Annotated in this window: 14 protein-coding genes and 7 pseudogenes; 11 read left to right on the plus strand and 10 right to left on the minus strand. The window is 68.8% G+C overall.

Translation table 11 applies throughout. The features are described 5' to 3' along the window. Positions 1-218 precede the first annotated feature (218 nt). A complete protein-coding gene (locus tag ABZY45_RS19365) occupies positions 219-680 on the plus strand; it encodes a hypothetical protein (RefSeq protein ID WP_356741450.1) in 462 nt (153 codons plus the stop codon). Between the two features lie 295 nt (positions 681-975). On the opposite strand, the gene ABZY45_RS19370 is transcribed toward ABZY45_RS19365, so the two are convergent. After that, entirely contained in the window at positions 976-1,431 is a 456-nt protein-coding gene (locus tag ABZY45_RS19370) for a MerR family transcriptional regulator (protein ID WP_356741452.1), read from the minus strand. Positions 1,432-1,478: 47 nt separating this feature from the next. Here ABZY45_RS19370 and ABZY45_RS19375 point away from each other — a divergent pair, with 47 nt between their 5' ends. Next, the gene (locus tag ABZY45_RS19375) at positions 1,479-2,333 is read left to right on the plus strand and encodes an MBL fold metallo-hydrolase (RefSeq protein ID WP_356741454.1); all 855 of its coding nucleotides are present in this window, start codon (positions 1,479-1,481) and stop codon (positions 2,331-2,333) included. 682 nt (positions 2,334-3,015) lie between these two features. On the opposite strand, the gene bla is transcribed toward ABZY45_RS19375, so the two are convergent. Together bla and ABZY45_RS19385 are read right to left on the minus strand one after the other, a co-directional pair. Then, complete coding sequence (gene bla, locus ABZY45_RS19380; protein ID WP_356741456.1) at positions 3,016-3,957, minus strand: class A beta-lactamase; 942 nt, start codon at positions 3,955-3,957, stop codon at positions 3,016-3,018. Positions 3,958-4,009: 52 nt separating this feature from the next. Next, on the minus strand, positions 4,010-5,509 hold the full coding sequence (locus ABZY45_RS19385; protein ID WP_356741459.1) for a penicillin-binding transpeptidase domain-containing protein: 1,500 nt from the start codon (positions 5,507-5,509) through the stop codon (positions 4,010-4,012). A gap of 372 nt (positions 5,510-5,881) precedes the next feature. On the opposite strand from ABZY45_RS19385, the gene ABZY45_RS19390 reads away from it, so the two are divergent. Further along, positions 5,882-6,754, plus strand: coding sequence for a LysR family transcriptional regulator (locus ABZY45_RS19390; RefSeq protein WP_356741461.1), 873 nt, complete (start codon positions 5,882-5,884; stop codon positions 6,752-6,754). 23 nt (positions 6,755-6,777) lie between these two features. Beyond that, positions 6,778-7,665: a serine hydrolase gene (locus ABZY45_RS19395; protein ID WP_356741463.1), complete on the plus strand. Its 888-nt coding sequence runs from the start codon at positions 6,778-6,780 to the stop codon at positions 7,663-7,665. 484 nt (positions 7,666-8,149) lie between these two features. On the opposite strand, the gene ABZY45_RS19400 is transcribed toward ABZY45_RS19395, so the two are convergent. Together ABZY45_RS19400 and ABZY45_RS19405 are read right to left on the minus strand one after the other, a co-directional pair. Then, a complete protein-coding gene (locus ABZY45_RS19400; RefSeq protein WP_356741465.1) occupies positions 8,150-9,505 on the minus strand; it encodes a hypothetical protein in 1,356 nt (451 codons plus the stop codon). A gap of 154 nt (positions 9,506-9,659) precedes the next feature. After that, positions 9,660-10,099, minus strand: a pseudogene (locus ABZY45_RS19405) (transposase); the annotation flags it as partial. Here ABZY45_RS19405 and ABZY45_RS19410 point away from each other — a divergent pair. Further along, positions 10,099-10,378 (plus strand): annotated as a pseudogene (locus ABZY45_RS19410) (transposase); the annotation flags it as partial. The pseudogenes ABZY45_RS19405 and ABZY45_RS19410 sit on opposite strands and share 1 nt — an antisense overlap. A 350-nt stretch (positions 10,379-10,728) precedes the next feature. On the opposite strand, the gene ABZY45_RS19415 reads toward ABZY45_RS19410, so the two are convergent. Continuing rightward, complete coding sequence (locus ABZY45_RS19415) at positions 10,729-11,586, minus strand: MerR family transcriptional regulator (RefSeq protein WP_356741466.1); 858 nt, start codon at positions 11,584-11,586, stop codon at positions 10,729-10,731. A 308-nt stretch (positions 11,587-11,894) separates the two neighbouring features. Between ABZY45_RS19415 and ABZY45_RS19420 the strand changes: the two are divergent. The 4 genes and pseudogenes from ABZY45_RS19420 (at position 11,895) to ABZY45_RS19435 (ending at position 15,058) form a co-directional block, all read left to right on the plus strand. Further along, positions 11,895-12,635, plus strand: a pseudogene (locus ABZY45_RS19420) (transposase family protein). A gap of 340 nt (positions 12,636-12,975) precedes the next feature. Next, positions 12,976-13,205: pseudogene (locus tag ABZY45_RS19425) on the plus strand (AraC family transcriptional regulator); the annotation flags it as partial. 510 nt (positions 13,206-13,715) lie between these two features. Continuing rightward, positions 13,716-14,372 carry a hypothetical protein gene (locus ABZY45_RS19430; protein ID WP_356741467.1) on the plus strand — a complete coding sequence of 219 codons (657 nt, stop codon included), beginning with the start codon at positions 13,716-13,718 and terminating at the stop codon, positions 14,370-14,372. A gap of 488 nt (positions 14,373-14,860) precedes the next feature. After that, the gene (locus tag ABZY45_RS19435; RefSeq protein ID WP_356741469.1) at positions 14,861-15,058 is read left to right on the plus strand and encodes a hypothetical protein; all 198 of its coding nucleotides are present in this window, start codon (positions 14,861-14,863) and stop codon (positions 15,056-15,058) included. 281 nt (positions 15,059-15,339) lie between these two features. On the opposite strand, the pseudogene ABZY45_RS19440 reads toward ABZY45_RS19435, so the two are convergent. Further along, positions 15,340-15,540: pseudogene (locus tag ABZY45_RS19440) on the minus strand (IS5/IS1182 family transposase); the annotation flags it as partial. 74 nt (positions 15,541-15,614) lie between these two features. Between ABZY45_RS19440 and ABZY45_RS19445 the strand changes: the two are divergent. After that, positions 15,615-15,812, plus strand: a complete 198-nt coding sequence (locus ABZY45_RS19445) for a hypothetical protein (protein ID WP_356741470.1) — start codon at positions 15,615-15,617, stop codon at positions 15,810-15,812. Between the two features lie 120 nt (positions 15,813-15,932). On the opposite strand, the gene ABZY45_RS19450 is transcribed toward ABZY45_RS19445, so the two are convergent. The 3 genes and pseudogenes from ABZY45_RS19450 to ABZY45_RS19460 all read right to left on the minus strand — a co-directional run. Next, positions 15,933-17,039: a lytic polysaccharide monooxygenase gene (locus tag ABZY45_RS19450; protein ID WP_356741471.1), complete on the minus strand. Its 1,107-nt coding sequence runs from the start codon at positions 17,037-17,039 to the stop codon at positions 15,933-15,935. 250 nt (positions 17,040-17,289) lie between these two features. Then, the gene (locus tag ABZY45_RS19455) at positions 17,290-18,423 is read right to left on the minus strand and encodes a cellulose binding domain-containing protein (protein ID WP_356741473.1); all 1,134 of its coding nucleotides are present in this window, start codon (positions 18,421-18,423) and stop codon (positions 17,290-17,292) included. A 337-nt stretch (positions 18,424-18,760) separates the two neighbouring features. Beyond that, positions 18,761-19,015: pseudogene (locus tag ABZY45_RS19460) on the minus strand (transposase); the annotation flags it as partial. A 4-nt stretch (positions 19,016-19,019) separates the two neighbouring features. Here ABZY45_RS19460 and ABZY45_RS19465 point away from each other — a divergent pair. Beyond that, positions 19,020-19,139 (plus strand): annotated as a pseudogene (locus ABZY45_RS19465) (IS5/IS1182 family transposase); the annotation flags it as partial. Positions 19,140-19,248: the final 109 nt, after the last annotated feature.

A 19,248-nucleotide genomic window follows, 5' to 3' on the forward strand; every position in this document is an offset into this window, starting at 1 on the left:
GGGCAGCACCTCGGCCGGACCGAGGTGCTGCCCGTTCTCGTGAACATCGAGCCCAGCCCTGAAGGAGAACCGGGTCGGGCCACCTTCGCGATCTCACTGATCGTCCTGCCCGTGTGCCCGAGCTCCTTCACGATGGTGTTGCGGCTGTCCCGTACCGGCGGACTGCCTGCCGTCCCCTGTGTCAGCATGCCCCCCTGACCGCATCGTCTGGGGGACCCATGTACACCCGCGCCGCCGCTACGCTCACGACCGCTGCTTTGCTGCTTGCTCCGCTTACCTCCTGCGCTTCGGGCGACGACGACTCGGCTGTGGACAGGCCGTCCTCGTCTGCCGCTAGCTCTTCCGCCGAGGAGAGCGTCGAGCCGCCCCGCGACGTTGCCGCCGAATTGAGCGAGGCTGTGGCGTCTTACACCAAGGCCTACTTCGAGGGCGACGTCGGCACCGCCTACGGTGCCCTGTCGGAGCGCTGCCGGGCCGAGATCACACCGGAGGCGTACAGCGCGGTTGTTGGCCAGGCCACGAAGGATTACGGTCCGGATCACGAGGCGGCGGACATCGGCGCGAGCGTGTCGGGGGACTCGGCTCGCGTCTCGTACAAGGTGACCGGCTTGCCGAAGTTCGACAAAAAGGCACAGCCCTGGACGTGGGAGGGCGACGCCTGGACCTATGACGCTTGCTGATCACGGTCCCACGGCGCTCACCCTCGACGTCCATGAGATCCAGGTCGGCAACATCGATTGACCAGCAGGCCACTGACCTGGCGTGGTGAGCGCCGGTCCGGTCCGTGGTGAGTTTCTTTGGCGGCTACTCACCACGGCAGGTGAGGATGGGTATGGCGACTGCCCACGAGGATTCCGTGGCGGTCTCACCGCCCCGTGTCCCCTCGACATCGCGCCGGCGGCCACCCACTGCGTCTCCGGGAAGCAACGAAACGCATGTGAGTCCCGCGCTCGCAAACTCCTTGGTCCACGACCCCTACGTGGCGTGTGGATGACTCCGGTGCTGGGCGGGCGAGGTGGGAAGCGTTGTCGGTTCGGGAGTGGCCACGTTACCGACGGCGAGCTTGAAGTCGGGGCAGTCGACGAGCGGCTCGTGGTCGCATGCGGCCGCGTGGCGCAGGCTGTCACGAAGTCGCGTGAGCTGGCCCACCTGCTCATCGAGTGCGCGGGCTCTGGCGGCCATGCGAATGCGCAGGTCGGCGTCGGAGGGCCGCGCCACGAGGAAGCGGCCGATCTCGGCGATCGAGAGTCCGGCGCTGCGAGCGCAGGTGATCAGCGCCAACCGGCTGAGTACATCCGGCTGGTACGTACGGCGCAGGCCGTTACGGCCCGCCGCGGCGATCAGCCCCTTCTTCTCGTAGAACCGCAGAGCCGAGGGCGCAAGCCCGGATCGCTGAGCGACTTCGCCGATGTCCAGCAACGCAGCGTCCATGAAGTCTCCTTGACTTGAAGCGTGCTTTAAGTTGCAGTCTAGGCGATATGAGAATTCATCACTTGAACTGCGGCTCGGTCCGCACGATCGAAGCGACCTACGAGGGCCCGCGGCCCGCTCCCGCTGTCAACCACTGCCTGCTGGTGGAGACCGACGCCCACGGTCTGGTCCTGATCGAGACGGGACTGGGCCTCGGCGACGTTCGGGACCCGGCAGGCACGCTCGGCGACGGCTGGGTCGCCATGGCCCAGCCCACGCTCGACGAGGCGGAGACGGCCGTCCGGCAGATCGCCCGGCTGGGGTACGCCCCGTCCGACGTCCGCCACATCATCGTTACCCACCTGGACGTGGACCACAGCGGCGGACTCCCTGACTTTCCCGACGCACATGTCCATCTGCTTGCCTCGGAACTGAGCGCGGCACGTGCCCAGTCGCCCAGTTTCCGCTACCGGCCGGCCCACTGGGCCCACGAACCTCGCTGGGTTCCCTACGGGCCCGAATCCGATGAACAGTGGTACGGCTTCACAGCGTTCCAGGCGAAGGGGCTGCCGCAGGAGATCAAGCTCATCCCGCTCGGAGGCCACACCGAGGGACACACCGGGGTCGCCGTGCGAAACGGCGAACGCTGGCTTCTCCACTGCGGCGACGCCTACTACTACCACCGCGAACTGGGTGCCCGGAAGGAAGTGCACCCCGTGCTCGACACCGTTCAGACCCTTTCGCAGGTCGCCCCCGATCTGCGGCTGGGGACCCAGGCCCGCTTGCGTGAGCTGATCCGTGACCACGGCGACCAGGTCGAGGTCTTCTCGGCACACGACCCATGGGAGTTCGCCCGCTATGTGGATGACGGCGGGCCGACGGCGCGGACGGGCCCGTTTCCCGGTGCCACCGGGGCCTACTGACCGGGCATACCAGGCGCGGGTGGGCTTGCCGGGGCCGGCCACGGGGCCGCCTGAAACCCGGCCCCGCCCGCGAGCTCGCCGACCGCCGCACCGCAGACCGGCGGCCGCTTCACCGCGTCCTGGACCAGCCGCCCCCCACAGTCGGCAGCGGGCCGCGACAAAGCAGTCGCGGTCACCTGGCGCAAGGGCTCGAAGGCTGCCATGTCCGCCGTTTTGGTTCTTGCGGGTCCGCCTCGCCGGCCGCCGGCCGCAACCCGCCCCGGGCGGTGTCATAGGTCTGCGGTGGCTGATCGCCCCGTGGCCCGAAGGAGAGAACGAGCCGGTCAAGTACTGAACTTCCAACCTGCTTGCCGACGTCCCGGCCCGGGACATGGTCCGACTCGCGAAACTGCGCTGGTATATCGAACACGACTACCGCGAGCTGAGACGACGCTCGGACTCGACCACTTCGAGGGCCGCTCGTTCACCGGCCGGCACCGCCATATCGCCTCTGTCACCGCCGCCCACCTCTTCCTGGCCGAACAACGATCCTGCCCAAAAGCCCCTGCCAGGGCCTGACCGTCTACCAGGCCCTGGCCCTGGCCCTTCTCTCGCACCTGTTGGCCGCCTGGACCGGCACCTGCCCCGCCTGCCGACAACCCACCGCATGGCAGACCTACGACGCCACCTGACAAAGCCCGCCCTACCGGGCAACCGCACGGAGTGCGGCCTCGGCAGCGTGAGCGATGAGGGCGTCGTCCCGTTCGGCATCCTTGGTGTCGCGGCGCGAGAGGACGGCCAGAACGAGGGGATCGCCGTGGGGTGGCCAGATGACCGCGATGTCGTTGCGGGTGCCGTAGCCCCCGGAGCCGGTCTTGTCCGCGACCTGCCACCCACGGGGAGTGCCGGCGCGGATGGTGTGGTCGCCGGTGGTGTTGCGCCTGAGCCAGTCGGTAAGTACGGCACGCCTGTCCGCCGGGAGGGTGGTGCCGAGGACGTACGCGCGCAGATCTTCGGCGAGGGCGCGGGGCGTGCTGGTGTCGCGGAGATCACCTGGGACCGCGTCACTGAGCGCGGTCTCGTAGCGGTCACAACGGGTGATGCTGTCGCCCAGCGCGCGCAGGGCGTCCTGAAGGCCCTGGGGGCCGCCGAGTTCACGGAAGAGGAGGTTGGCCGCGGCGTTGTCGCTGTAACGGACGGCTGCGTCGCACAACTCACGCAGGGTCAGTCCGGTGGCGAGGTGCTGCTCGGTGACCGGTGAGTTGCTGATGAGGTCGTCGCGGCCGTAACGCACGAGCCGGTCCATCTGCCGCAGCGATTTCCTGCCGAGAACGGCGCCGGCGAGCAGCGCCTTGCAGGTGGAGGCGTAGGCGAAGCGTTCGTCGGACCGGTGGGTGACGGTCCGGCCGCTGCCGGTGTCGAGCGCGTAGACCCCCAGCCGGGCGTCGAACTCGCGCTCCAGTTCGGTGAAGGCGCGCTCCGCAGGGGAATCGGCGGACGGTGGTGATGCGGAGGACTTCGCCGGACCGGATGTTGTGGGAGCGGTGCCGTCCGGGGTGGTGGTACACCCCCCGAGGGGCAGGGTCACGGCTCCGGCCAGCACGGCAAGGGCTGCACGACGAGAGACATGGATTCGACGGTGCATGAGGTGCGGACGTTCCCTTCTGTAGCAGTCGTTCGGGCAGGCCGGTCTCTGCTTACCGCGCGAGGTTGCTCAGGAACCGCGCGGCGACCGGGCCCGCGTCAGCGCCACCCGAACCGCCGTCCTCGAGGAGCACCGCCCACGCGAGGTCGGTGGCGCCCTGGTAACCGATCATCCAGGCGTGGGTGCGCGGAGGGGTTTCACTGCCGAATTCGGCGGTTCCGGTCTTCGCGTGCGGTTGGCCGGGCAGGTCCTTGAGGGCGCGGGCGGAACCGGCGGTCACGGTGGTGCGCAGCATGGCGCGGAGCCGGTCTGCGACCTCGGGGCCCAGCGTCTTCGGTGCCTGGTACTTCTTCTTCACCGCGTCCGGCACCAGTACGGGCTGGTGAAACGTCCCGTTTTTGACGGTGGCCGCGATGGACGCCATGACCAGCGGTGACGCCTGAACGCGTGCCTGGCCGATGGTCGCGGCGGCCTTGTCGTTGTCGCTCGTGGAGACGGGAACGCTGCCGTCATAGGTGGTCGTGCCCACGTCCCAGCTGCCGCCTATGCCGAACGCCTGCGCCGCGTCCCTCAGGGCGGTGCCGGAGAGCCGGTTGCGGGCGTTGACGAAGTAAGTGTTGCAGGACTGGGCGAAGACGTCCGTGAAGGTCGAACCGGCAGGCAGTTCGAACTGCTTCTGGTTCTCGAAACGTTGCCCGTCGACACGCGCGAACTTCGGACAGGCCGCCAAGTCGCCGGGTTCCATCCCGCCTTCCAGAAGAGCCGCCGCGGTCACGACCTTGAAGACGGAACCGGGCGGATAGCGCCCTTCGAGGGCGCGGTTGAAACCGCCGGGACGGTTGGCGGCGGCAAGAACGTGCCCGTTGCGCGGGTCTATCGCGACGATCGCAGCATTGACCTCGACCCCGGTCAGGGCATCGGCCGCCGCCGCCTGGACGTGAGGATCGATGGTGGTGCGCACCGGGCGGCCCTCGACCCCTGCGGCAGTGGTGAGGTCCTTGACGGCGCGTCCGCTCTGCCGGTCCGCGACCACGACGGACTTGGCTGCGGTCCTGCCCCCGGAGAGGAGGTCGTCGTAGCGGGCCTCCAGGCCGGACGTGCCCTTGCCGCTGACGGGATCGACGGTTCCGGTGAGACTCTCCGCGCGGAGCGGGTCCCCCTTGGAGTCGAGCACCTTCGCCCTGGTGTTCACGCTCTTGAGCGCAAGGGTCTGCCCCGGCTTCAGCTCCGGGTGGATCACTGGCGAACTGAACTCGACCTTCCAGGTGCCCGACGAGTCGACCACCTGCGCGCCGGAGCGCCAGATGACGTCTCCGGCGCCCGGTACCGCCATGGTCACCGTGAAGGGGAAGTGAACCTCCCCCTCACCTTTCCTCGCCCCCTTGCCTTCGACGATGGTGGTCTTGGAGGGCTTGAGATTGGTCAGGACCGACGTGAGGAGCGACGCGGCGTCGTCGGGTGTGTCGGTATAGCCTGCCGCCCTCCGTGCGTCGTGCCCGGCCCATGCGGCGAGGAACGCGGCCATGGGCTCGCGGGCGGCCGCCACGTCCATGTCGCCTTCCTTCGCGTCGCCGCCCCGGAGACCGAACGCGGCATACCCGCCTCCTGCCAGCACGAGAACGGACAGGACCACGACCAGAGGCCGCCGCACGCTTCGCGTTCGGCGGCGGCGCGGGGCGGAACTGTTCGGGCTGTGAGTACGCCTCAAGATGATCTCCGTCTCGGGTCGTGCGGTCCGCACCGGATGGTCGGCCGGATGCGGTCTCGGTGTGGGCGAGGTACCTCGGCTCGGCAGAGCTCGGTGCCGGCGCGGCCGAAACCGGTTTCCTTCAGGAGTCAAGCCCGCTGCCGGACTGCATGTCGAATACGATCTCGGCGACTACACGATTCGCAGCTCGTATCAATACAGGACAGGGGGTGCGGGGTGCTGACAGAACGGCATCTGGAAATCTTTGTCGCGGTGGCGGAGGAGGAACACTTTGGAGCTGCGGCGCAGAGGGTGGGCATCACCCAGCCGCCGCTGTCCCAGGGTCTGCGGCGACTGGAAACGCTGCTCGGCGTCCGTTTGTTCGACCGTGACAGAGGAGTCTCCCTCACCGAGGAGGGGACTCAGCTGCTTCCACACGCCCGCAAAGCACTGGCCGCGCTCGTGGCACTCCGTGAGACCGGGGCTCGCGAGCAGGCCGACGGCCGACGGCTGCGGCTCGGGCTGGCTCCCGAAGTACCGACGCCCCTCGCAGCAGGCGTGGCGGCCGCGCCGGTCCGCGCAGGCGAGCGGACGCGGATCGGTATGGTGACGGCGTCGACGTCCGTGTTGCTCGGCGACGTCGCCGCCGGGCGGCTGGACATCGCCGTGATCCGGCACCCCTCCGTGCTGCACGGTCTCGCCGCCGGGCGCGTGATCCTTCTGCCGACCTGGATCCTCGCCCCCGCCGGTCGCGGGGATGTACGTGACGCATGTGCGCCGCGTCTGCCCGTTGCCGTACGTCCCCGCGCCGAAGCCCCTGCGGCCCATGACCTGTTCATCGACACCCTGGCCAGCCGCGGCCGCCGAGTGGAAACCGTGGTGGTCTCCGACGAGCGTGCGGGCCTCGCACTCGTCGCGGCCGGCCAGGCAGTGCTGGTCACAGCGGACGACACGCTCACCGCCTCCGGCGTCGAACGGCGGCCGACCACGGACCCACCGCTGCCACTGCGCCTTCGGGTGGCCTGGGACCCGCGTCGCCCCGGAGCGGAGGAGGCCGCCAGGACAGCACAACTGCTGGAGCGCGCGCTGACCCGGAAGGCGACACCGTGAGCGGGAGACTGCGAGGCAAGGGCGTGGAAAGCACCATCCGCGGCATGTTCGACGACGCGGGTGTCCGCGGTTGGCTGCATGTGGCGGAACTTCACCGGCCGTCGGCCCGGGTGACGGTCGATCCCGACGAACAACTGCCCATGGGTTCGGTGTACAAAATTCCTGTGATGGTCGCCTTCTGCCGGCTCGCGGATGCGGGGCTGATCGACCCGGTGCGAAGGGTGACGCTGGAGCCCGGCGAACGCGTTCCCGGGCCGACCGGCATCTCCATCCTGCGCGACGCCGTCACCATGTCGCTGCGCGACATGGTGGTGCTGATGATGACCATCTCGGACAACACCTCGGCCGACGCCGTACTCCGAGCGGTCGGCCCGGACGTGGTCGACGCCGTTTGCCGCAGCCTGGGCATGCCCGACACCCGAATCCACGGAGGCGTCGTCAACACTTTCAGCCAACTGGTCGCCGAAACAGGCACCCACTCCCTGGACGCGGCCCTGGCGCGCGTGGCGGACAACGACACGGTCGTGCCACCAGGCGTGTACGACCCCGCGTACAAGGCCTCCACCACACCATCGGACATGGCACGGCTCCTGCGAGCGATCTGGACCGGACAGGCCGCCTCCGAGGAACACTGCGCCTTCATGCGCGGGGTGATGCGCCAACAGCCCTGGACACACCGGCTCGGCTCCGGATTTCCCTACGACGACGTCACTGTCTACGGCAAGACCGGCACCTTCGGCTCACTGCGCCACGAAGCGGGCGTCGTAGAACTCGCCGACGGCACCACCTACACCGCCGTCGTCCTCACCCAGGCAGCCCGTTCGGACAACAAGCTCCCACGCGCAGACGCGGTCATCGGCGCTGCGGCCCGGGCCGCAGTGGAGGAACTACGGGGACGCCAGGGCACGTGACGGAGGCGAGTCGCCGTGGCGGGGGATGCGCCGGGCATCGGGCCACGCCCGCGCCACGCCGACGACACCGGCTGCCGCGCCGAAGAACTCGAACACTTCGGGGGCCGCTCGTTCACCCGTCGGCACCGCGACGTAGCCCAGTCGCCGTCGCCCGAATCTTCCTGAGGGAACAGAGATTTCGCCTACAAGTCCTTTCCGGAGCCGACTGTCTGCCTGGCCCCGGCCATCCTCCGACACCTGCCGGCCACCTGGACCGGCACCTGCCCCGCCTGCCGGCACCCGCCCCTCGGCAGACATACGGCACCCCCTGACAAAGCCCTACTAAAAGTTGTTGCAGAAGGGCGGGTGTGGGCAGGTCGATGTGGTGTTTGACCTGGTGGTTCAGCCTGTCATGGCGAGGTTGTGCATAGGGGGGTGGGGGTCGGCTGCCCGGCTCGTACAGGGCTGGCGCAGGGGTCGGGCCGGGCAGCCGGAGGGGCGTGCGTCAGCTCGTCGAGGGGTTGACGGTGAGGGTGGCCGCGTTGTTCGTCAGGTCGGGGTCGAAGGTGCGGACGGCGGGTTCGTAGGCGTCGTTGTAGAGGGCGGCGCGGGCGGTGGCGTTCGGGATGACCTCGTCGATGTGGAGGGTGAAGGGGAAGGTGTGGGTGGCGGGCTTGCCGGATTCGGTGAGGTAGATGGGGGTGTTGCAGCGGTAGCGGGTCTCGGACTGGGACCAGCAGGCGTCGGGGGCGGAGGCGACCGAGGTGCCGGCGGGGATGTCGATGTCGACGATCGCGGCGGGTTCGCCCGCGCCGAGGGAGGCGACCCAGGCGGGGCCCGCGTTGTGGACGGTGACGGTGGCGGGCACGGTGTCGCCGGCCGCGCCGGAGACGGTGGAGGCGGTCAGCCGGTAATCGGCCTGGTTGACGGTCTTCACCGTGAAGCTGCGGTACGGCTGGAGCTCGTCGGAGGGGGCGGCGGTCGGGGTGAGGTTCAGCTCCGGGCCGGCGCCCGGGGTGAAGGCGCGGCCGGCGCGGGCCTCGGCGAGCGCCTGCTCGGAGTAGGGCTGCGCCGAATAGTCGACGCGGTCGAAGAGGGCCATGTCCTTGGTGCGGAACTTCAGCGGGAGGGAGTGGTACGAGCCCGGGGTCGTCCGCTCGTCCAGGACGCAGAGGAACGTACGGCCGGTGACGGCGTTCGTGGACTCGCAGTTGGAGGGGACGGACATGCCGAGGCGGATGCCGCGGGAGGTGAAGACGGTCAGCAGGGTGCGGTCGGCGGTGCGGTTGCCCTGGTTGCCGAGGACGACGGAGGAGTCGAAGGGCTGGTCGGGTGCCATGCCGGTGCGGTACTCGGCCTGGGTGAGGCCGAGCGCGGGGCCGTCGTTGACGGCGACGTAGGTCTCGCCCGGGTAGGCGTTCATGCCGCCGGCCTGGGCGGTGTAGCGGACGTAGCCGTCGTTGCCGTCGGTGGCGCCCGGCTTGGTGGTCAGGCCGATCCGCGCGGCGGGGGCGTTGGCGCCGCCGGGGAGTTCGGGGGTGGTACAGACGGCGGTGGTCTCGTTCTCCGGGCGGCAGTTCGCGGGCCAGGTGACCTCGGCGAACGAGGCGACTCCGGAGGCGTCGACGGTGAGCGTGCCGGCCGGGACGGTGGTCGCCGTGTTGTCGTGGCTGATCTGCACGGTCAGCGACTGCGACGGTGCGGGGGAGCCGTCCTCGGACGGGCCCGCGAGGGTGATCTCGTACGGGTCGGACCAGAGCCACAGGGCGTCGGAGGCGGCCGCGGCGGGGGCCGCGGCCGGGCCGGTGACGGCGGCGAGCGCGCCGAGTGCGGCGGCGGTGGCGATGAGCGTCTTCTTCACGGGGATCAAGACAGCGGAGATCGGCGGATGGTTGTACGGGGGAGGAGGGCCGGTTTCAGTCCGCCGGGTCAGCCGTGCGGTCGTCGAGGATGCCCGAGCGGGCGATGAGGTAGCCGAGTCGGGCGCGGCTGCCGCTGCCGAGGGCGGCCAACATTCAACCAGCAGTCGAGACCCTCCGGGGCTGCGTTATCGGCTCGCGGAGCCAGAGGATGAGTGCGGCGAGGTGAAGTCCGGCGTGGTAACGAGCGGCGAGCTTGTCGGGGCGGGTCGCGATCGCCCGGAACTGCTTGAGCCGAGCGAAGCAGCGTTCGACCACGTTGCGGGTTTTGTAGAGCTACCGGTCGAAGGCCGGCGGTCTGCCGCCGGCCTTCCCTCGCCGCAGGCGGTTGGCCGTCTGGTCAGCCCGTTCCGGGATCACGCCCTGGATGCCTCGCCTGCGCAGGACCTGGCGGATCGCGCGGGACGAGTGCGCCTTGTGCGCGATGACCGCCTCGGGTCGAGTCTGCGGCGGGGCCGCCCGGGACCGGTCCGGGGCACCCTTAGGTCGTCCATGACCGTGTCGAAGACGGTGGAGTCGTTGACGTTGCCGGGCGATCGCCGACCTCTACCCCGGTGAGTCGAAGACCGATCTCCGGGACGCTCCGGTGATCGCGTATGCCGCCCGCACCATGCCGCACACTGCGGGACCTGGCGCCGGACGCCGAGACCGTTGCCGAGCTGAACATGCTCGTGGGCCTCGACGACGACCTGGCCGACGAGGTCACCCGCACCAAGAACCGTCTGCGTGGCCTGCTGACGCAGATTCATCCCGCGCTCAAGCGGGTCCTAGGTCCTCGCCTGGATCACCCAGCTGTCCTGTTCCTGCTCGACCGCGTGTCCGGCCCTGGCGCCGAGAGGACCGCAGGCACTGGGTGATCGCCCGCCGCGCCTACAGTCGGGCGGCCAGTTTCCGCAGTACCGGATCGACCTGGATCTTCCCGGGCGGCAGGATCCGCCACCGGGACCGATCGCCTTCAGACGGCGCCGCAGCAGACCGGCGAGGTGGCTGGCGGGGCGTGTCGACAGCGGCAGACGGCACTGGTGGACAAGCGGGCAGGTGCCCTCGGCGTGCTCTTCGGCTCTCTTCACACAGAGCCCAACGGCCCCCAGGGGCACCGTCGTTACGTTCATGTTGCACCATTCCAGGCTGCTCCTGTCGGTCTCGCCCCGAGCGCCGATGTCAGTCAGCAGGTCCGTGGGGTATCGCCGCCCTGATCGGCCGAGTAAAGCAGCTCGATGACACGTTCCTCGTACCGGACGCGGGCCGGGGAGAAGTCGTACGGCATCTTGCCTATGGCCTCCACCACGCTCATCCTCGCCTCGCCTTCCTCCTCACCAGCGAGCTCGCCGTCCTGGTCCAGGAGGTCGTCGAGGGCCTCGTCCAGGCCGGATCTGTCGATGGTGGCTCCCAAGGCGGTCTCATGAGCACACCGCTGGGCAGCCAGGTCTTCGATGCCGGGGTCGTCGGGGGACATGGTGTCGTCCAGGGCCCCCTCGGCCTCGGCCAGGCGGTCTTCCTCGGCCCGCAGTTCGGGGTGGGTGGCCAGGGCGATGAACCGGTTGGCCTGGGCGGCGGCCCCCTCGGGACCGAAGGTACGCTCCGTGACCAGAAGGGTATCGAGATCGGCCGAGCGCAGGGATCCAGGCGGCAGATCGTGCAGGCGGCCACTGACCAGCGGTGAGAGCAGACCCAGGGGGCTGCCCGCCTCGCGGAGGCGGTGCACGGCGGCCTGCTGGGCTTCGACGGCGGCCGCCTTGGAGGCAAGGGATTCCTCCAGCCGGGCCAGGGACTGCTCGATGCCGGTGGCGCCCTCAAAGCCGGCCCGGATGTCATCCAGGGAGATACCCGCATCAGCCATCTTGCGGATCCACAGCAGGCGGATCATGTCGTCGTATCCGTAGCGGCGGCGGTCGTCGCTGCCGCGTTCCGGTTCGGCGAGGAGCCCGATGGCGTGGTAGTGGCGGATGGCACGGGGTGTCGTCCCGGCGAACGCGGCGGCATCGCCGATCTTGACCCGGCGGGGAATCGCAGGAAAGTGCATGCGAGGGAACCTCTCAATGTCGTACTTGCCACCTACTGGACCACGTGCCGCTACGGCACATGCAAACCCCGCTGCCGCAGGCTCGCCCCGCGCTCCCGCACCATCAAGGGGCGTACGGATTGCTGCACGGGCAGAAAACGGCCCGGATGAGCAGACTTGGGAACAGAACAGGGGGTGGGGAATTCAGTCAATGAGCTGTTTCAGAGTCGCCACTGATCGGGTGATGCCGGCGGTGTGCGCAACGCACGAGGCTCCCGTGCCGTTGGGGGAGGTGTTCGAAGTCTCAACCCACAAGCTCAGGAGCCGAGTTGGTTCCCTATGCAGCCGCACTCGACCTGCCTCATGCCCTGGTCGAGTGGGTCACCATGCTCATATCCACCCGCGAGGGTGACCGCCGCTGCAAGCTCCCGCCGCACCAGCGTGCCCTGGTCGGCCTGGTGTACCTGCGACGGCACGACACTCTCGCCCAGCTCGCTGCCGGGTTCGGCATCTCCGTCGGCACCGCGCACGCCCACGAGGCAGCCGTCGTCGACATGCTGGTCGACCACGCGCCCGGCCTGCTGCGCACTCTGCGCGAGGCCGACCCTGACCACGTTCTGCTCGATGGCACTCTGGCGGAGTGCGACCGGGTCGGCGACAGCCGGGCCGACTACTCCCACAAGCACCACCGGCACGGGGTGAACGTGCAGGTGGTGACCGACCCGGTTGGGCGGCTGCTGTGGATCTCGCCTGCACTGCCCGGCCGCACGCATGACCTGACCGCGGCCCGCACTCACCGGATCATCCGGATCTGCGAGCGTCAGGGCGTTCCAGTCCTGGCCGACCGCGCCTACATGGGAGCCGGACCGTGAGGCCACGCCCCTCAGGCGCCCACCGGGCCGTGGCCTCACGCCCACCCAACAGACTGTCAACCGCGCGCTGTCCGCGGCACGGGCTCCGGTCGAGCGTGGTGTCGCACGGCTGAAGTCGTGGCGGATCTTCCGCAAGGCCAGGTGCAGCCCGAATCGTCAATCGCTGCAGCCGTCCTCACCCTGGAGCGGCAACGCTGAACCCAAGGCGCCGATCTATCGCGAGGGGAGGCCGACGAGATCCAGGCCCTGCTGCAGCGCGGTCCTGATCGGCGGCAGGTTCGGGCTGAGGCGGTTTGGCCGAACCGTGGGCGTCAGCCGCCCCCGCCTCCGCCGCTGGTGTTGTCCGGACCGAGGTCATACTCCCGGCTCTGGTTCGCGCCGGATCCCCAATGCTCGTAGCAGATGAGCCCCGCCCCGATGAGCAGGACGATCCCCGTAGCTATCAGCGATATCCATGCGCCGGCGTCCATACGTGCGGATGTACCCACCGCTGTCAGCGCGAAGCCTCACCCGGGCCTCCATCGATCCGGATGATTCTCTCCACATCATGCGAACGGACCGCGGCAACGAGGCGGCAGGGGTCCTGGCCCGCCGACTGGTGGTCCCGCCGCGCCGCTCGGGCGGTCAGGAGGGCGCTACCTCGACAGCTCTTTACCAAAGGAGATCGGCGCCGACCCGCTCACCGAGGTCGTCGCCTGGGCGCTGGAGCACCTCCACGAGCAGTTCGACGTGGAGAGGCTGGCGGCGCGGGCGTACATGAGCCGTCGTGACCCCGGCGTCACTCGATCGTGGCCACCTTGAAAAGGCTCAATGAGTGCCATCAGGGCGGCAGCGTCCCTGGTCACAGGCGAGTGGTGAACCGGCCGCCGGGCAGGTTCCGAAGCCAGCCGCGGTCGGCCAGCCTGACCAGCTTCCTGCTCAACGGCTCCAGTATGGCCCGCAGCTGACGTCCACCCACTCCCGTCCACCCAACCGCTGATCGGGACCTCACCGAAGGCGCTGTCCGGGAGAGTCCTCGCTGAAAGTCAGCCTGAGCCCCTGTCCGCAGGTTTGAGCGGAGACCAGGTCCCGGTTGCCAACAGATCACAAAGTGCGCTGAGATGATCTTCGATCATTCAGCCGCGTTTTTTCGGGGGTGCCGACTTGGCCGGACAGACAGGATCTCAGCCGGGAAACAACACTAGGCCGAGTGGGCCCTCGCCCGGGCTGGGACCTGTACCGGCCATGCCGACACGTCCGCCCCGGAGGCCCTCGCACTTGAGGAATCCCATATATCTGGTGCCCGCCGTGTTCGCCGTGGCCGCCGCGGTCACGACGGCCATGGTCACGGGCGGATGGGGTTGGCTGCAAGGGCAATGGTCGGATCCGCCTGGGCTGACGGTTCATGCAGCTCTGGGGTCTTGCCCCGTTTACACGGACAAGTCGCTTGATGAGCTTCGTCAGGACCCGAGCAGCGACAAACTGCGGCAAGGTGTTGCCGTGACCTCCTCCGACGACGACCCGGCAGACCTTGCGCTGACCTTGCAGGCTAAGACGTCCCAGGCCATCGTCGTCACGGGCGTCACGGTCCGCCGGCTATCCGCCGGCCCCGTACCGCGTGCGGGATCCATCGTGAATATGGAGTGCGGTGGCTCTATGAGTCCCCGCGTATTCGATGTAGACCTCATGGCCACACAGATCCGTCTGCGGCCGGTCAGCTCAGACGGCAGCAAAGCCGTCGGCTTCCCGCTCAAGGTCTCCGACAGCGATCCGGAGCAGCTCAGCCTGAAGCTGCTGCCGGGGAGTCACGATGTCCGTTTCAGCGTCGAGGTCAACTGGATCTCCGAAGGTGAGGCCCACAGCGAAACGGTGGCCGATGGCGCGCCGGTACTTCGCGTTACAGGCCCGGGGCGTCTCCCGGTCTACTCGTACGCAGAGACGTTCACCAAGCCATAGCCGGTCTCTGCAGAGGATGACGCGATCTTGTGTGACTGCGGGGGCTGATCGGACGAGGGAGAGTTTGCTCACTGCTGTCCAGGGCGAGCTGAACCAGCGGGTCGGAGCGAGACGTGGCTGTGGCCGACGGACTATTCGATGCTGACGGCGGCGCAGCGCGCTGACTTTCCGAGGGCGACGAGTGCATTGTCCAGGTGGCGAGGCGTCGCCGGTTACGAGTGTGCCTGCGGGGCAGCCCACCACTGGAGCACGGACGTGAAGGGCCACCGCTTCCCACCCTTCCCCGCGGGCTGCCCTGGCGGGGCGTGACCAAGGAAGATCGCGGATGCCGAAGGGGCGGGGCCGTGGGCTGGGGAAAGAAGCGATCTCGCGAGATCGGCACACTGCTGGGCAGGGTGGTGCGGGCTGCCCTCTGCGGTGTTGGACCGTAACGGACCGGGCATGCCATGGGCGAAAGAGCGGTGACGTGACCACAAGGGGGATGGGCGATGGCGAAGCTCGGCCAAGGGGCACTTTTCCTGTTCTACTACCTCGACGTTGTCGCTGTTCTCGCCATTGGGGACTGGATTTCCGATCTGGGTCCTCCTTTGCTTTATGGCAGCCCGGTCGCTTTCCTCGCTGGGTTCGTCACTCAGGCGGTACATGACATCTATCGGCGAAATGAGGAGCGCAACGCGCGTCTGTAGGAGCCCTGTTGCACAGCGCAGCCTGGAACCGTGCTGGACGTAGTGCAGAAGGTTCCCGCGCCGTGCTGCCGAGCAGTCCGGCTTCGACCGCAGACGATCCGGTATGGATGTCACCGGACACACACCTGTGTCACGTCAGCCCCAGCCCCAGCCTGTGAGGTCTATGAGGTTCCCAGGCCGTTTCCCAGGTAGAAGCGTCGACCTGTAAGGGGGTGAGCCTGTGAGGTGGACTCGCGCCCGCGCTTCCGCACGCCCTGGTTCCAGCAGCCGGCACGGAGAAGTAGTTGCCGGAAAGACATGGTGCGTTCGATGGTCCAGCGGTCTCGGCTGAGTCGCGGCGAGGTCTCGATGCCTTTGCGGGCGATGCGGTGCCGGATTCCACGCACGGATAGCCATTGCCGCAGGTGGTGGTAGTCGTAGCCTGTGTCGGCGTGGAGCTTGCCGGGTCGGCGTCGACGGGGGCCTCGGCGGGAGCGGAACGGCCGAGGCCCAGGCCCTCAAGGCATGGGCCGAGCGCGCGGATAGCCAGGCCGGTGCATCCCGGGCTCCCGTGTCGGTGGCGCAACGTCGTTGCCGTTTCGCACCGAACGACGGCACCACCTGGGAGTTCAGCGGAGAGATCCGCTTCGGTGAGCGCGCGCACCCCGGCAGTCTCACCTCGGGCAACCTGAAGGCCGTGCGCAGTATCGCGACCGGCGACCTCACCCCTCGGGAAGGCACGTACGGGGTCCACCAGGAGCTTCACTCACATTGACCGGCGGTGGCGGTGGCGGCGGTGTCGCCCGCCGGCCGCCGTCACGGTGGCGCTGTCAGCAGGGAAGCACGACAGCGCCGGCTCCCCGGTTGCGGGAGTCGGCGCTGCCTCTGTCCACGGCTAAGGGTTGACGCAGCCGATCGAGCCGACCGGGAGGTTGTTGCCGGTCGATGTCGCTGTGAATCCGAAGGTGACGCTGCCGTCCGGTGGGATGGACCGGTTGTAGTCGAGACTCCTGACCGTGACCGTTCCGTCGGACCCAGTGGTCAGTGCGCCGTTCCACACGCTGCCGATCTTGGCTCCGGCGCCGGGCGTCCACTTCACCGCCCAGCCGTCACGCGCCGTCGTGCCGTGGTTCATGACCTCGACGGACCCCTGGAAGCCACCGCTCCAGTAGTTGGTCACGCGGTAGACGGCCATGCACCCACTGTGCGGGTCGGTCGGCGTGGGAGTCGGGTCCGGGGTCGGTGTGGGGTCCGGTGTGGGCGTGGGGTTCGGGGTGCTGCCCGAGCCCCGGATGCCGGTGACCTCGCCGTTACCGCCGTCGAAGACGACGTCGGAGCAGGAGAAGAAGTTCTCCTGGCTGTCCGAGCGCACCCACTGTATGAACATCACCGCGTCACCCGAGCGGCCCGAAGGCAGGTCCAGATCCCAGTAGTAGTGGCCGCCGTCCGTGCCCGGAGAGCCCGTCTGGGGCGGGTTGGTGACGGTCTCGATCAGGTCCAGGTCGTCCCAGCCGAGCTCGGTGCTGGGCGAGTAGCCGGGCTTGGACAGGTACACCCGGAAGGAGCCCGGGTGCGCGGCCCAGTTGCTGTGCTTGACCTGGATCGTCCGGCCGGCCGTCAGGTGCGTCCGGGGCCAGTCGGAGCGGGCGGCGTTGTATCCGGTGAAGTTGTACGGCGACCGGTCGCCGGCGCTGCACAGCTTTCCGTCCGGGACGTAACCGGCCCCTCGTCCTCCCGCGTTGGAGTCGAGCACGGCGAACCAGTTGTACAGCGCCGTCGAGCCGCTCTCGTTGAGCGCGGCCTTGCACGCCGGGTTGGTCGGGTCCAGGGAGCCGGTGCTGGTCTTGGCGTCCAGCCAGCAGAGGTAGGTACGCGAGCCCGGAGTCATCGTCACGCCGTGGGCCTGCGCGTTGCCCTGGCCCAGCAGGGTCAGGACGATGCCGCCGAGCAGGGTCGCGAACACCGCCGCCAGGGAAACAAGTTGTCTCTTGCGTCGAGCCATGGTGTCTCCTGTGCCTGTGTGGGGATTTCTTCCGATTGCGCCTGTCTCCCTCTGCCACCGTCCGGTGAGGAAACCCTCGCCCGGCGGGGGAGGCGCCCGCCTTGAGAGGCGAGGGATCTGGGGGGGTACCGTGCGCGGACCGGGGAGGCGGTAGGCCCGGGGCGGTCGGCGGCGAGGCGGGCGGGGAGCGCGGGGCCCGCCCCGTACGTGCGGGGAGGTGAGGGGGGCGGGACGTGGTCGTGCGCCGGACTCAGGCGCAGCGGGCGCCGTTGAGGCTGAATCCGGACGGCTGCGAGAACGTGCCGCTGTAGGTCCCCTGGAAACCGAACGCCTGGCTGGCGCCGGCCGCTATCCGGGCGCTGTGCGCGAGGCCGGTCGCCGTCACCGCTCCGGACGTCCCGCTGACGGTGGCGTTCCACGCGTTGGTGACGCGTTGGCCGGAGGGCAGGGTGAAGGACAGCTTCCAGGAGTCGACGGGCGTCGAACCGGTGTTGGTCACCGTGACGTCGGCGGTGAAGCCGCCGGTCCAGACGTTCGTCGCGTAGGTCACCTTGCAGGCCGTCACGGGGTCCCCGGGCCCACCAGGATCGCCGGTGCCCGGGGTCCCGAGGTTTACGGCCGAGGAGAAGGAGTTCACCGCAAGCCCGGCACCGTTCTGCCACGGCTCGAAGCCGGCCTGGACACTGGTGAGATACCAGTTGTTCTGGGCCATGCCGCGGGAGACGGTGTTCCGGACGAAGTCCATGACGTCGAAGCTCCAGCTGGAGACGGCCGACGGGGCGACGAAGGAGATGACGTCGTTGGAGCCGTTGCTGCCCGTCCACACCTGCCAGGTGCGCCCGCCCACGGGGGCGGTGCCGACCTGCGAGCCGATCGGCTGGATCGGGCCGACCTTGTTGAACCAGATCATGATCTCGGTGCGGCTCACCCCGTCCTTCTTGGGCGTGGGGTCCAGCCAGATGTCGTACGACGCGTTGTACACGGCGTCACCGACATAGCCGTAGGAGATGCTGCTGGGGGCGCTGGCGATACCGCTGACCTGCGCCGGGAGGTTCGTCCCGGGCGAACAGTTGGTGTAGTGACAGCCGTTGAAGACCGAGGGATAGGACTTCGGGGCGCCGTTCGTGGGGACGGAGCCGTCGGCCTGGGTCACCCTGAAGCCGCTGTCGGTAGCGGTCACGCACTGGGGGGCGCTGGTGCCCCATCGGTTGTTCTGGACCACGTAGCGGCCCTGGATCGTCGTCGAACCGTACTGTTCGCAGATCAGGGTGTCCGCGTGGGCCGCCGGAGCAGCGGCCAGGACAGCCGCCACGGTGGCGAGAGCGAGGAGCAGCGCGCCGAGCAGGCTGCGGGAGGTTCTGGGGCCGTGCGGTGACGCTTGCATGCGGGGCCTCTCCAGGAGGGATGACCGGGTGGGGCGATCAGGGAATCGGGAGCGCCCAGCCACTTTCAATTGGGAGCGCTCCCACCCGCTGGTTCGTAGGGGACTGTAGGAGCGTCGGTGTGTCCCTGACAACCCATCGGGACGGAATGAGGCAAACGGCTTCCGAAGGGGCAGGTCAGGGGCAGGGGTTGAGCCGGTCGAGCGAGCGGGCCCTCGTTACTGACGGTGTTAACGGTCGGCGCTGTTCCACCCGCCGCAGGCACCTGTCCTCTGAGGCGTTAAGGGGTCGTTTTCGTCCGATGTTGCATCCCGGGATGGCATGTTCTGTGGTTGTCTTGGTGTCGCGCAAGGAGATGGTGCTCTCGCTGGTGAGGCGGCGGGCCATGAGGTCGGTCATGGCGATGTGGATCGCGGCTTCGGAGCGGATGGGCAGGGTTTCGTAGTAGCGGGCCAGGCGGCGGTGGAGCGTGAGCCAGCCGTAGGTTCGCTCGACCGCCCACCGTTTCGGGATCGGGGTGAAGCCCCTGCTCCCGGGCTTGCGGGCGGTGATCTCCATGTCGACGCCGCCGGGGGTGGCGGCATGCTCGACGACGATCCCGGAGAAGGTCGACAGCGAGGCCGCCCGCCTGCGCAAAGGATCGCGAGGCGGACGGCCTCCGGGCCCTGACGAGGAGCGGTACAAGAAGCGCAATACCGTCGAGAGGGCCATCAACAGGCAGCCGCAGACCCCTGGCAATCGACTTCACATCGCCGTCCGGGAGCAAAAGGGGTAGCAGGGATGGAACACCAGGCTGAGACGCCCTGGCAGAGCCTGGTCGCCCGCCT

The sequence above is a fragment of the Streptomyces sp. NPDC006516 genome (assembly GCF_040611875.1).
Lineage (GTDB): Bacteria > Actinomycetota > Actinomycetes > Streptomycetales > Streptomycetaceae > Streptomyces.